A 12881-nucleotide genomic window follows, 5' to 3' on the forward strand; every position below is an offset into this window, starting at 1 on the left:
GGAGCGGCCACTACGTAGTAGCCCGTACTGTCGAAGCCGCTCTGGACGAATCACAGTGCACTGTGCCGACACTCCAGTGAGATCCCCGCGAGCCGACACGCATCACCGGGTGACGGCGTAAATCGACTCGAGATAGGTCTCCCGGACGCGATCGCCCCAGTTGTGGGTGTACGTGTCGATGACATCGCCGGCAACGTCACCACGGAGATACTGCACGATCCCCCGATCACCGGTTCGATCCCGCAGATGCGTAGTGAAGAAGTGCCGGAAGTAGTGTGGTGTGACGTTCTCCTGGGTCCCCCCACCGGTTCGGTACCAGCCGTGGTCACGGGCGTGTTTCTCGACGAGATAGCGGACGTCCGACGGCGTGAGCCGCTCGCCCCACGAGTCGCGGGTATCGAGAAAGAGCGGCCGTGCCGACGACACCGCGTCCGGGCGGATCGCCAGCCACTCGCATAACACCCGTCGGAGTTCACTATCGACGGGGACGACCGTATCGCGCTTTCGCTTGTTCGATGCCGTCCGTTCCTCGCCGTTGACGGTCGTGCCGCGGGCCGGCTCGGACGAGACGAACACTGATTCAGGTCGTTGCTCGAGCCCGACGCGGGGCGTCCACGCGAGGTCGAGTCCCTGGGTCTCGAGGTGAAGATCCCGCAGATCGAGGTTACAGAGCTCGCCAACGCGCATCCCCGTCTTGAGGAGCGTGACGACGACGACTCGCTCGAGAGGGTGGGCGATCTCGGCGACGAACGACTGCATTTCCGGCACCGAGATGTCGCGTCGCGTCGGATTCGTCTCGATCGATTCGGACAGCTCCTCCATAACGAGCGCCATCGGGTTATCGTCGAAGACGCCGACGCGGGTCATGTAGTCGTAGAACCGATTGAGATAGGAGGCGTACGTCGCGATCGTGCTGTCTTCGAACTCCCCGCGCAGCGAATGGACCCAGGCCATACATTCGCGCCGTTGGGCCGCGCCGACCGCATCGACATCGAAGCGCTCGCGAAGGAAGGCCTCGAATCGCCGCAGCACTCGCTCGTAGGCCTCGAGCGTTCGCTCGCTCTTGCCGTGATACCGCTGGTCGTCGAGGAAGTACGCGATCGGATCTGCCACGTCCGCCGGCGTGTCGCCAGTGGGTTCAGTCGCCATCGCCACCACCGTCGATGGTCGTGTACCCACCGTGGCGACCGCTGTATCGAATTCGGTTGGTCGCCTGTAGCTCCTCGAGGGTCTCATCCAGTCGTGACTCGATATCGTCGGAGACCGCCTCGAGCAGTTCGTCCCACGAATACGTGTCAGAAGTTAGTAGTTCGAGAACCTGTCTTTCGAGGGCGTTACCCCCAGGGTCTGGGCCCGGAGAATCGGGTTCCGCTGAGTCGGGGTCGAACCCTTTGCGTCCGGCTTGGACCATCGTCCGGACGAACTCGCTCTGACTCATGTCGAGGTCGTCAGCGTGGGATTGCCACTCCGCTTTCTGGTATGCCGGGACGTAGGTTTTGACAGTTTCTCGAGACGTGTCGGCCGAATCGCTCATACAGCATTCATCAGACGCGACGATATTCAATCTACCCATTATTCGAGCTAAGTATATTTATCTTAGGTGCTAGCACCCAAATAGCACCAGTTGTCGTCCTACAGATCAAGATACACATTACCGAAAGTCCCACAGATTCGGCTACAAGATCTTGCAGACTAGTCCCACAGTTCTAGATATGCTATTTTGGCTGCAGCCTTGCCGGCCCAATACGTAGTCGGCATTCGTGTGGCTGAGTTGTCTCGTCGCAATCAATGAGCGGTATCATTCTCTCGCTCGAGCGGAGCACCAGCCAGCAATCACACCTCGATCCGCGGTCGGCACCATGACTCGAGCGAGACCGGTCCGTTTGGAGTAACAGCCTCTCCGCTGCCGACGACAGCGATTCGACGACCCCCTCGGACAGCCTTGCGTGGGTACTGGACCTCGACGAGGGTTCACCCGGTCGTCGGTCTCCCCGTTTGTCTGACCGGTCTGCAATAGTGTACCTGTTCGTCGCTCGAGTCGACGTCACATCAATGTGACAGGATCGAAATGGAGTGCGAAGGGTGCCGTCAGAACGCATCGAGTCTCGGCCACGGATCGATCTCCGTAGTGATGGCATGGGTTCGAACTGTCCGGCCGAATGTGAGTTAGTCACCGTTTCGATTGGTTCCAGCACGTTCCACTGATACGGTCTGCTGTAACGATTTACCGGTGCAACCGCAGAACGATCGCGTTTGCACCGGAAATGACTCACAGCAGACCATGACTGCAATGCCGTTACACACGGCCACGTGCGACGAAGGAGCTGAGTTTTGAACGCACGTCCGGTGATTGTCTGTGAATCGGGGTCCCGATTTCTGGTCACAGGACGTCACGCAGGACGCTTGAGGCCGGTATCGAGCCAGTGGACGTCCTGTTTTGCCCGGGCATCAGTCATGATCGAACCGTCTTAGAACGCGCCTGTGGCGATCGCATCACGTTCTCGTTGGCGTTACAGAGCGCGTCAGCGGTTCTCGGTCCGACTCCGACGGATACTGCCGGACGAACCGTCGACGCGATTCGACGCGATCGATCCTGCCAGACAACAGGTTCATACCGATTACACTCGACGCGGTCGGGTAGTCATGGACCGTCGTCCAACAACAGAGTGCAGACAACGCTCGTCCGGTAGTCTATCCAGGGGGCGGATAGCGGTCGAGCAGTCAACGTCGCAGCCGAGCCCTAGCGTCGGTTCTACTCGGAGCCAATGCAAGAAACCGAGCGTGGCCGTCCGGAACCCCACACCAGTCACCGATGGAAGAGCGACGATAGATGTCTCTGAACATGGTTGTAAACCGATTGTACAGCCAGCGTGCAAACGGTGTATTCCGCCGTTGTGACGCCTATCGGTGTATTTCGCTTCCAGTGCCTCAAGCTGAGCAATGTCTACTCTCGGACTCATGAACCACATAACGGTATACAGAGTGCCGAGGTACCGACAGCGAAACGCGGGAAGACCGTCGTCAGGTGTCCTCGTCTTCGTCGACTACCGACGCGTCGTCGGTCGGTTCTGTTGAGTTTCGAAACCACCGATCGACGGTGCGTCGGCGCATTCGTCTCTGAAGCCGCTCTTGGAGCCGCTCTTCGATATCGGACTGTACCTCGAGTCCCCGGTCAGCGTCGACATCGTGAGCCGTCGCGGCCCGGCCGAAAAACGAGGCGGAACTGGCGGTATCGGCGGTCACGCTGGCGAGATGGCGACGGCGTTGAAAGATCGTCGCCTCGTGGAGAACGGCCTGGACCCGATAGTGGGGGACGACTTTGGTCGTTCGCCGCCAGAATCCCGTCCGCGAGAGGAAGTACCGATCACCGACGCGGAAGCCGCGGTTCGTCCATTTGAGATGGGCGGCGACAGGAACGACCGTGACGAGGACGGCGGCGACGTACCAGCGCTCGAGCGGCGTGTATCGCGCGGCGAGGTACGCACCGGCGATGAGGGCGGCAACGACCAGCAGGTAGCGAACCATGTACCGCTCTCGAGCGCGTTTGGGCGGCGACTCGAGATCGACCGGGCCGAAGGGCTCGATCGCACGGGCGAGCGCAGCGACGCGATCGGTATCGGCAAGCGGGATCGCGGATTCGGTCCCGCGGGAGCCCGATTGGCCGGGGGCGTAGCCGGCCGTCTCGACGCTCAAGGCGGCGTAGCCGAACCAGCGGAAGGGGATCGCCTCGGAGATTGTCAGTGCCTGGACCTTCTCGAGGGGGATCGTCCCGCTGTAGCGCTGGAGGAGGCCGCGCTCGTAGTAGAGTTCGTCGCCGGCGCGGGTGAGTCGGAAGCCGTAGTAGCGGGTGAACGTGAGGGTGGCACTGATGATCCAGGCAGCGAGCACGAAGAGGAGGAGCCCCCACGCGAGCGCAAAGACACCAGTTGTTGGTCCCGGCAGTCCCTCGATGCGACCTGCAGGGACCAGCGTGGCAGGATCGAATCCGCTGGCAAACGAAACTGCGATCCCGCCCAGCACGCTTGCGCCGGGATCGATGGTGAAGACGCTCAGGATCGCGAGTTCGCGGGGAGTGATCTCGAAGAGCAGTTCTTCGTCGTCATCTCGAACTGCCGTGGGTTCGCCAGTGACTTCCGTCTCTGCGAGCGAGTCGCCGTCCGCGGCCTCGGCCTCGGCTTCGGTACGTGCGCCCTGTCGCAGTTGCCGTCTGAGGCGATGGGCTTCTGCCTCGGAAACGTACCGGAGACTGACCTCGGTCTCTCCGCCGCCGGCGGTTTCGATGTGGACGGCAGCGATGCCGAGGAGTCGGTCGACCACGTTCTGTCTAATGTCGACGTTTTGGATCCGTCTTACCGGGAGTTCGCGGGTGCGACGCGAGAGGACGCCGGAGGTGACGTCGAACGTGTCCGCGGTGAGTTCGTATCTGAACCGCTGGTAGTAGGCGAACTCGTAGACGATCCCCGTGATGATCCCGACGACGACGAGGCCGAGGATCGACAGCAGATCCATCCCGTTGCCGCCGGGCGAGACGACGACGCCGATGAGGAAAAAGACGAAGCCGGTGTTGAGGCTGCGCGAGAGCGATCGAACGGCGACCGACGCGGGATGGAGTTTCTTCATACCGCGTCCTCACCCTCGCTCTCGATTGCGAGTCGGCGAAGCGACTCCTGCAGCGCCTCGGCGCGTGCCGGCGTCAGGCCGGGGATCGCGACATCCGAACTCCGCGAACCGGCGGTGTAGACGACGACTGTCGCGAGGCCGACCGTTCGCTCGAGCGGCGACCGTCGGGAGTCGACGTGCTGGACACGGACAAAGGGGACGACTGTCTTGGTTCGCGTGAAGACACCCCGGTGGATGTACAGATCGTCGTCTCGAAGCTCGAACCGCCAGACGCCGTAGCGCCGCCAGGCGATGGCGATGCGAACGATCGCGAGCACGACGGCGAGCCCCACGGCCGTCGACACCAGGGGAACCGGCGCGGCGTCCGCGAGCCCGGTCCGCGAGAGGGCGATCGCGCCGCCGACGAGGAGACTGCCGAGAATCGCGGCTCGCACGAGTGCAAGGGAAAGCCAGACGACCCGAACCCGCGGCGTGAGCCGTTCCATACGTGGTGTGAGCGCACAGACGCGATTAAAGGGTGGGAAAGCGGCGGTCGTTCGCATCGCATGAGAGAGCCGGTTTGAGCTGTCGTCTTCGACGTAGCCACGGGCAACCGGAAGAAAGGAACTCGTCGCCGTCGAGAGCGCTATCGCTCGGATACGAGATTATAGAGCACAGGACACGACGGGGATCGGGTCAGTGGGTCGTTGTTCGAACGTCTTCGACGCGATAGAGGTCGTCCTGTAGTCCGTCGCCGTCACAATCCTCGTTCGGACACTCGTAGTGCCAGCCATCCTGGGTCGCATCCCCTTCTCGGAATCGATCCCCACATACCTGACAGAAGAGTTGTCCCTTTTTGCACGTATCGCGGTGTAGCTCGAGGGCGAGTTCGGTCTGGAACGACTGGTTGCAGTTGCGACAGGTGTGCATATTTCATCTGACGCGAGCATTCGCCAAAACTGCTTGGGTTTTTTATTCCACTAGATTCTGGCGTGATTCGGCGTCAATGCCCCGATTTATCGTTGAGGGGCTGGTAAAAAAGAACAGTCAAAATTCGTGTTTACTCGATATCGTGTTGTCCATCTATTGGCGAATCGATCGTCTTGTGCTCTTTGTGAACAGACACTGCTTATAGATGTCGTGGTGTTGGGAGGTAGGGACACGTGACGTGATCAAACCAGCGATGGTCGCCCTGAGTGATTTCTGTCTGGCGACACAACCGTTCGGTAATGAACTCGCTCGTCATCGGCGGCCGGCTGTTGGCAGGGGTGTTGCTAATTCTGGCGAACGCCTTCTTCGTCGCGATCGAGTTCGCGTTGACTCGCGCTCGGCAGTTCACCAAAGAGGAGTTCGTCGGGGACACGCCCGCACTTGAGCGGGCCTGGGAGATGACCGACAGTCTCGAAATCTACCTCACCACGTGTCAGGTGGGCATCACGGCCTCGAGCATCGCCGTCGGGATCGTCGCGGAGCCGGCGCTGGCCGCGATCTTCGAGCCGCTGTTCGTGAACACGCCGCTGGCTGCGATCGGCAGCGGGGCGATCATCGCCTTCCTCATCATCAATCTCGTCCACCTGACCCACGGCGAACAGACGCCGACGTATCTCGGCGTCGAGCGCTCCCGGATGGTCTGTCGGTACGGCGCGACGCCGCTGTACTGGTTCCACTGGGTGATCTCGCCGCTGATCTGGATCGGTGACGGCGTCGCGAAGTGGACGCTCAAACTCTTCGGAATCGAGATGACCGGTGCGTGGCTCGAGACCGAGGAGGACGTTATCGAGTCCCGGGCCGATCTCCGGAACGAACTCGGCTCAGTCCTCGAGCGAGGTGATCTCCCCGAGGAACGCCGCGAAGAGGTGATGAACGCGTTTCAGATCGGCGAGCAGGCGATCCGCGAGGTGATGGTGGACGCCGAGGAGATCGTCGCGCTCTCGACGGAAGCGAGCCCCGAAGAGAACTTCCGCAGGATGGAAGATCGTCCACAGACGCGGTATCCGCTGGTCGGCGACGACCTGACCGACTTCCGTGGGATCATCTATACACCGATCCTCGTCGGACATCGCGAGGAACTAGCGAGCGGCGATGTCGACTTCGCGGAGTTGGCAGCACCGCCGATGACGCTCTCTCCCGATACGGATGTCAGCGACGCAGTCGATCAGTTCCAGGCGGAAAACCAGGAACTCGCGCTGGTGATCGAGGACGGTGATGTCGTCGGCCTCGTCACCGTGACCGACCTGCTCGAGGCGGTGATGGGCGACATCGAGGACCCGCTCGATCAGCGACAGGTCGAAGCGGCCGATCGAGGGTAACGAGCGTCTCCTCGCGAGCACGACCGATCGTGTCGTGCGGACGGTCGACACGTCGGTCCTCATTGCACGGCCCTGAGCGGGCGAATCACAGAGCGAAAAAAGCGCCGTCGGCTCGGTTAGTCGTCCTGGCCGAGAATGCCGCGCTCGGTCATCTTGCGGGGGTCGAGGACCTCGTCAGCTTCGTCCTCGTCGAGGTAGCCCTTCTCGAGGACGACCTCACGGACCGTCTTGTCTTCCTTGAGCGCGGTCTTGGCGACCTCGCTTGCCTTGTCGTAGCCGATGTGGACGTTGAGTGACGTGGCCATCGCCATCGACTGCTCGACGCGGTCCGCACAGTACTCCTCGTTGGCCTCGAGTTTGCGGACGAACCGGTCGCCGAACACCTGACTCGCGTTCGAGATGAGTTCGGCCGACTCGAGGAAGTTGTGCGCCAGCACGGGCTTGTAGAGGTTGAGGTCGATCTGGCCTTCGGCAGCGCCGGCGGAGACGGCGGCGTCGTTGCCGACGACCTGCTTGTGAACCTGGTTGACGGCCTCGGCGACGACCGGGTTGATCTTGCCGGGCATGATCGAGGAGCCGGGCTGGTTCTCGGGCTGTTCGATCTCACCCAAGCCGTTGCGCGGCCCGGAGGCGAGCAGGCGCAGGTCGTTTGCGATCTTGTTCAGCGAGCCGGCGACAGTTCGCAGCGCGCCGTGGGCCTCGCTCATCGCGTCGTGGGCGGCCTGGGCCTCGAAATGGTTGTCGGCTTCGCGGAACTGGACGCCGGTCTCCTTCGTGATGTACTCGGCTGCGCGACCGGGGAACTCGGGGTGGGTGTTCAGACCCGTGCCGGTTGCGGTGCCGCCGAGGGCGAGTTCTGCGAGGTGGTCGCGGACCTGGTCGACGCGGGCCAGGCCCTTCTCGACCTGGGTGCGGTAGCCGCCGAACTCCTGGCCGAGCGTGACCGGCGTCGCGTCCTGCAGGTGTGTGCGGCCGGTCTTGACGACGTCGTCGAACTCGTCTTCTTTCTCCTCGAGCGCCTCGCGGAGCGCGTCGAGTGCCGGAATGACGTCTTTCTCGACGGCCTCGAGGGAGGCGACGTGCATCGCGGTCGGGATGACGTCGTTTGACGACTGGCCGTAGTTGACGTGGTCGTTGGGGTGGACGACGCGGTCACCGATCTCGCTGCCCATGAGCTCGGCGGCGCGGTTGGCGATGACCTCGTTGGCGTTCATGTTCGAGGACGTGCCGGAGCCGGTCTGGAAGACGTCGACCGGGAACTGGTCGTCGTGTTCGCCGGCGATGACCTCGTCGGCGGCTTCGATGATCGCCTCGGCAACGTCGTCGTCGACCAGGCCGAGATCGCGGTTGGCCTGTGCAGCGCCTTTCTTGACGACGCCGAGTGCACGGACGAACCGGCGGCTGAACGTGATCCCCGAGATGGGGAAGTTCTGGATCGCGCGCTGGGTCTGTGCGCCCCAGTAGGCGTCCGCTGGCACCTGCATCTCGCCGAGACTGTCCTCCTCGATTCGGTATTCGTCTTCGTCTCCCATACGCGAGAACTCTCAGTCAGTCAGGTAAAATCCACCGAAAGCCCGGGACCGGTATCGGTCGCGCGGGCACGCTCTCGGATGGCCGACTGGAGTCGTTCCCGCCCAACGCCGTGGAGCTCGCGGGCCGTCTCACACTCGAGGTCCGGGATCGTCGGCATCCCCCACGAAAACGTCCGCGAACTGGCCGTGTCGACGGCGAGCGACGCCAGGCCGAGCCGGCGCTGGAAGATCGACCGCCGCGTCGAGACCGTCTGGATCCGATAGTAGGGGATGACGGTCGTCCGGCGGTTCCAGAACCCCGATCGAATCACGAGATGTGCTTCGCCGACGTGGTAGCCGAGATTGACGTATTTGAGGTGGGCCGCGGGGGGAACGGCGGCGAAGACGACTGCAGCGAGCGACCAGCGCTCGAGCCCTGTTACCTGTGCAAGCCCGAAGGCGACGGCGACGACAGCGGCTGCGATGAGCGAATAGCGGACGAAATACCGCCGCCGAGCCAGCGTCGGTGGCCGCTGGAACCGTGGCGTTTCGACGCCGGTGAGGTTCTCGGCGAAGCGATAGCTGCGGTCGGTCTCGGCAAGCGGGACAGCTGATTGGCTGCCACCGCTGCTCTCGGGTCCGTAGCCGGCGGTTTCAACCCAGAGGCCGGCGTAGCCGACCAGTCGCTGGAGCGGGTTCTCGGTGATGGTCACCGACTGAACCTTGTCGACGGGGATCGAGCCGCTGTAGCGCTGGACCAATCCCCGTTCGTAGACGAAGTCGTCACCCGCTCGTCCGAGGCGGAACCCGTAGTAGTTCGCGACCGTGTAGATCGCACTCGCGACGTACGTCGCGACCGACCACTGGAGTGCAGTGACCGCGACCAAGACGAGCAGCGATCCCACAGTGGCACCGTCGAGCGACGCCGGCCCGCCGACGGGACGTGCGATCTCGAGGACGAACGCGGGGACCAGCCCCGAGCCGGAGTCGGCGCTCGTGAGGAAGATCACCAGCGCGATCGGGAAGACCGCCGCGCCCCACCGGAACGACGTCAGGGCATACACCAGCAGTTCCGTCGGCTCGAGTTCGAACAGGAGCGTCGGCCCGCGATCAGAACGCGAGCGGTCGTAGCGCGTCGTCTCGTCGCCGCCCCCGGCGGGTACCGCGCGCTCGTCGCTGCTCGCCTCGTCCGCTCGAGCGGTTTGCCGGCGGATCTCGGCGCGAAGCCGCTGGGCTTCGGCCTCGCTGACGAAGTTCAGCGTCGCCTCCGTCTCGCCGCCGCCGGCAGTCTCGAGGGAGACGACGGCGAGCCCGAAAATTCGGTGCAAGACACTTTGGGAGACGTCGACGTTCTGGATACGGCGATACGGAATCTCGCGCGAGCGCCGGGAGAACACGCCCGAAGTAACGTCGAACGTCCGTGACGTGATCGCGTACGTGAACCGATAGTAGTACGCGATACCGTAGCCGACCCCGACGACGAACCCGACCGGGGCCAACATGAAGATCCAGTCGATGTCGACGCCGTCGAAAATCGTCGAGAGGATCATCACGACGAAAAACGGCATCGACAGCCCGGTGAAACCGCGCTGGAGCGCCAGCGTCACCGCGCTCAGCGGATGCAAGCGGTTCGTCTCAGACGGCATCGTCGGCCTCGCTTTCGACGGCCAGTTCACGAAGCGTATTCTGCAGCGTTCGTGCGCGATCCGGTGTCAGCCCCGGAATGCGAACGTCCGCGTTTCGGGACCCAGCCGTGTAGACGACGACGCTCGAGAGGCCGAGGACGCGCTCGATGGGGCCGAACTGTGTGTCGACGTGCTGGACGCGGACAAAGGGAACGGCGGTCTCGACGATGGTGACGACGCCGCGCTCGAGATAGAGGGCGTCGTCTTGCAGTTCGAACTGCCAGACCTGGTAGAGCCGGAGGGCGTAGCCGACCCCGATGACGAGTCCGAGTGCAACGATGCCGCCGATCGCCAGGAACGGGACAGTGACCTGCCACTGATCGATGGCGGTGAGGACGACGCCGAGGACGACCGCGGCGAGCGCCCCACGGGCGATCCAGAGGAGTCTGATGCGGGGATGGAGGGTTTCCATAGGAATGAAATGTCATTTCTGGTGGATAAAGCCACGGTTCCACGCGAGCGATCTGCTCCGGTATCGACGGCCAACCCGCACGACCGGGTAACTGCGAGCCATCCGTCGCTGAGTCACGATCGTCGTCCCGGTTCGCTGGTGGGGTAGACCTTGCGAGTGTGTAGTGAGTAATGACATCATTTATCACAACATATAGTCAAGTAGCTCACATGGCTTCCGAGACAGCGACGAGCGATCAGTGGGAGACTGTCGATTGCAGCCGTAACGATCACGTCGGGCGGATCACGCTTGCCCGTCCCGAGGCGATGAATACGTTCAGCACCGACCTCGCGCAGGATCTCGACGCGGCGCTACACGCACTCGACGAGGACGACGACGTGCGAGCGATCGTCGTCGACGGCGCGGGCAAGAGCTTCTCGGCCGGCATCGACCTCTCCGAACACGGGGACCACGAGACCGAGTCGGAATACGAGCAGTGGGTTGGACGGATGGAAGAACCGTTTCACACGCTGACCGAGATGCGAACACCAGTGATCGCCGCGGCCCACGGCCACGCGGCCGCCAACGGGATCGGGCTGGTCGCGGCCTGTGATCTGGCCGTCGCCGCCGAAGGTACCAAGTTCGGTGCGACGGCACCCAAGGTCGGCCTGTTCTGTATGGGGCCAGCCGTCCCGCTGATGAAAGCACTCACCAGAAAACGGTGTCTCGAGCTCATCCTGACCGGCGAACTGATCGACGCCGAAACGGCCCTCGAGTGGGGGCTGATCAATCGCGTCGCATCCGAAGGCGACCACCTGACGGCAGCGATGGAGCTCGCTGAAACGATCGCACAGAAGAGCCCGATGGGGGTCCAGCTGGGCAAACAGGCGTTCTACGAGATGGTCGAGCTGGACTACGACGAGGCGCTTGACTACTCGAACGAGCAGTTTGCAACGCTTTGTACGACGGACGACGCAAACGAAGGTATCGCGGCCTTCCTCGAGGGTGAGCCACTCGCCGCCGACGAGTGGCCCGGCGAGTAACGACCGCGCGGCCGATTCGATAGCGGTTACTGCTCGGCCTCGAGGTCGGCGTACTCGTCGGGCGTGTACGTCGAGAGTTCGAGGGCGTGGATGTCGGTCGTCATGTGCTCCTCGAGTGCGTCGTAGACCTGCTGGTGTTGCTGAACCAGCGGCAGGCCCTCGAAGACCGGCGAGACGACCGTCGCGGCGAGGTGGTCCTCGTCGTGTTTGTCGCGGGCATGGGTGACCGTCGCCTCGGCGTCCTCGAGATTCGATTCGATGAGTTCCTCGACGGCTGTTGGCTTCATACTGGGTGCATACGTGGCTCGAGCCAAAAACGCCGCGGTCGCGGCCAGCGACACGGTGAGTGGGGCTCAGAACGGGACATCCGGCGGCACGTCCGGGCCCGACGAGCCCTGCTCGCCCAGCCCGTCGAGGCCGGTCGTAACGGTGACGTGATCGATCGCGTCGATCTTGGTCGGGAGCCGCCGCTGGATCGCCTGGGTCGTCATCGGACTGACCCCACAGCCGCTACATGCGCCGCTCAAGTTGATCCCGACGTGGCGCTCCTCGAGGTCGACCTCGGTGATCGAGGAGTCGCCGCCGTGGCCCTCGATCTGGGGGAAGTTGCGGCGAAGGAACAGCGTGACCGCTTCGCGAACGGCGTCCTCGGGGGACTGGTCCGACTCGGGCTCGCTCATGGCTGTGGCGAAGGACTGGAGCGGTATATACTGTCGGGCATCAGCCGTGATCAGGGCGGCGACTTTATGTCGGCTCGAGACGCCGTCCCCGATATGTCACTGGCAGCCGAGACGCGCCGGGCAGTCGATCGCCGGCCGTTCCTCCGGACCGCGTTGCGGGCCGGCGTGGTCAACTACACCGCCGCCGCCCGCGTGCTCGCCGTCGACGGCGAGACCGACGCGATCGCGACGGCGCTGCGCCGCTACGCCGACGAGTTGCCGGCCTACGAGACCGACTCGCGGGACGTCCGCGTCCGGATGGAAAGCGGGATCGGCCCGCTCGAGGACGCGAGCGACGACGCCGACGCACTCGTGAGGGTCGGCGGGCAGGCGTTGGGTCCTGTCGGCGGCGATCGGACCGCGATCGTCGCTACCGGCGACGTCGACGCGGCCGCGCTCGCGGCCGTGCTTGCGCGGCTTACCGCCGAGGGACTGTCGCCGACTGCAGCCGGCGTCGCCGGGGACGCACTGGTGGTCGTGGTCGAGCGACTCGAGGGCGCAAACGCGCTGCGGACGGTCGAGGACGCGCTCGAGCGTGTGGGTTCGCAGTCCGGATGAGGGCACTCGATCGACGAGGGCAGTCGCGGAGGGCTACTTCCGTTGGTTATGGGTTTTTATATTCAC

The 12881-nt window shown here is 63.5% G+C and carries 13 protein-coding genes; 3 read left to right on the forward strand and 10 right to left on the reverse strand.

The window, feature by feature from the left end:
* Positions 1-102 precede the first annotated feature (102 nt).
* The 5 genes from E2L06_RS06535 to E2L06_RS06555 form a co-directional block, all read right to left on the reverse strand.
* A complete protein-coding gene (locus E2L06_RS06535) occupies positions 103-1149 on the reverse strand; it encodes a tyrosine-type recombinase/integrase (RefSeq protein WP_138779764.1) in 1047 nt (348 codons plus the stop codon).
* Positions 1139-1534 (reverse strand): DUF5805 domain-containing protein, encoded by a 396-nt coding sequence (locus E2L06_RS06540; protein WP_138779766.1) that lies wholly within the window; start codon positions 1532-1534, stop codon positions 1139-1141. The genes E2L06_RS06535 and E2L06_RS06540 overlap by 11 nt, the downstream gene beginning before the upstream one ends.
* A 1487-nt stretch (positions 1535-3021) precedes the next feature.
* The gene (locus E2L06_RS06545; protein ID WP_138779768.1) at positions 3022-4620 is read right to left on the reverse strand and encodes a PH domain-containing protein; all 1599 of its coding nucleotides are present in this window, start codon (positions 4618-4620) and stop codon (positions 3022-3024) included.
* Positions 4617-5105 (reverse strand): PH domain-containing protein, encoded by a 489-nt coding sequence (locus E2L06_RS06550; RefSeq protein ID WP_138779770.1) that lies wholly within the window; start codon positions 5103-5105, stop codon positions 4617-4619. The genes E2L06_RS06545 and E2L06_RS06550 overlap by 4 nt, the downstream gene beginning before the upstream one ends.
* A gap of 190 nt (positions 5106-5295) precedes the next feature.
* Positions 5296-5529, reverse strand: coding sequence for an HVO_2901 family zinc finger protein (locus E2L06_RS06555; protein ID WP_092933652.1), 234 nt, complete (start codon positions 5527-5529; stop codon positions 5296-5298).
* A 299-nt stretch (positions 5530-5828) separates the two neighbouring features.
* Between E2L06_RS06555 and E2L06_RS06560 the strand changes: the two genes are divergently transcribed.
* Positions 5829-6908 (forward strand): hemolysin family protein, encoded by a 1080-nt coding sequence (locus tag E2L06_RS06560; RefSeq protein ID WP_138779772.1) that lies wholly within the window; start codon positions 5829-5831, stop codon positions 6906-6908.
* 116 nt (positions 6909-7024) lie between these two features.
* On the opposite strand, the gene E2L06_RS06565 is transcribed toward E2L06_RS06560, so the two are convergent.
* Genes E2L06_RS06565 through E2L06_RS06575 form a run of 3 tightly spaced genes read right to left on the reverse strand, consistent with a single transcriptional unit; the run spans position 7025 to position 10516 of the window.
* Complete coding sequence (locus E2L06_RS06565) at positions 7025-8440, reverse strand: aspartate ammonia-lyase (RefSeq protein WP_138779774.1); 1416 nt, start codon at positions 8438-8440, stop codon at positions 7025-7027.
* Between the two features lie 20 nt (positions 8441-8460).
* Complete coding sequence (locus tag E2L06_RS06570) at positions 8461-10065, reverse strand: PH domain-containing protein (RefSeq protein WP_138779777.1); 1605 nt, start codon at positions 10063-10065, stop codon at positions 8461-8463.
* Positions 10055-10516 (reverse strand): PH domain-containing protein, encoded by a 462-nt coding sequence (locus E2L06_RS06575; RefSeq protein ID WP_138779779.1) that lies wholly within the window; start codon positions 10514-10516, stop codon positions 10055-10057. The genes E2L06_RS06570 and E2L06_RS06575 overlap by 11 nt, the downstream gene beginning before the upstream one ends.
* 209 nt (positions 10517-10725) lie before the next feature.
* Between E2L06_RS06575 and E2L06_RS06580 the strand changes: the two genes are divergently transcribed.
* Entirely contained in the window at positions 10726-11538 is an 813-nt protein-coding gene (locus E2L06_RS06580; protein WP_138779780.1) for an enoyl-CoA hydratase/isomerase family protein, read from the forward strand.
* 26 nt (positions 11539-11564) lie between these two features.
* Here E2L06_RS06580 and E2L06_RS06585 read toward each other — a convergent pair whose 3' ends face one another.
* Together E2L06_RS06585 and E2L06_RS06590 are read right to left on the reverse strand one after the other, a co-directional pair.
* Positions 11565-11825 (reverse strand): BolA family protein, encoded by a 261-nt coding sequence (locus tag E2L06_RS06585; protein ID WP_138779782.1) that lies wholly within the window; start codon positions 11823-11825, stop codon positions 11565-11567.
* Between the two features lie 66 nt (positions 11826-11891).
* Positions 11892-12218: a NifU family protein gene (locus E2L06_RS06590; RefSeq protein WP_138779784.1), complete on the reverse strand. Its 327-nt coding sequence runs from the start codon at positions 12216-12218 to the stop codon at positions 11892-11894.
* Positions 12219-12311: 93 nt separating this feature from the next.
* On the opposite strand from E2L06_RS06590, the gene E2L06_RS06595 reads away from it, so the two are divergent.
* The gene (locus E2L06_RS06595) at positions 12312-12815 is read left to right on the forward strand and encodes a hypothetical protein (protein WP_138779786.1); all 504 of its coding nucleotides are present in this window, start codon (positions 12312-12314) and stop codon (positions 12813-12815) included.
* The last annotated feature ends 66 nt before the right edge of the window (positions 12816-12881 follow it).

It is taken from the genome of Haloterrigena sp. H1, assembly GCF_005938085.1.
In the GTDB taxonomy this organism is placed as follows: domain Archaea; phylum Halobacteriota; class Halobacteria; order Halobacteriales; family Natrialbaceae; genus Natrinema.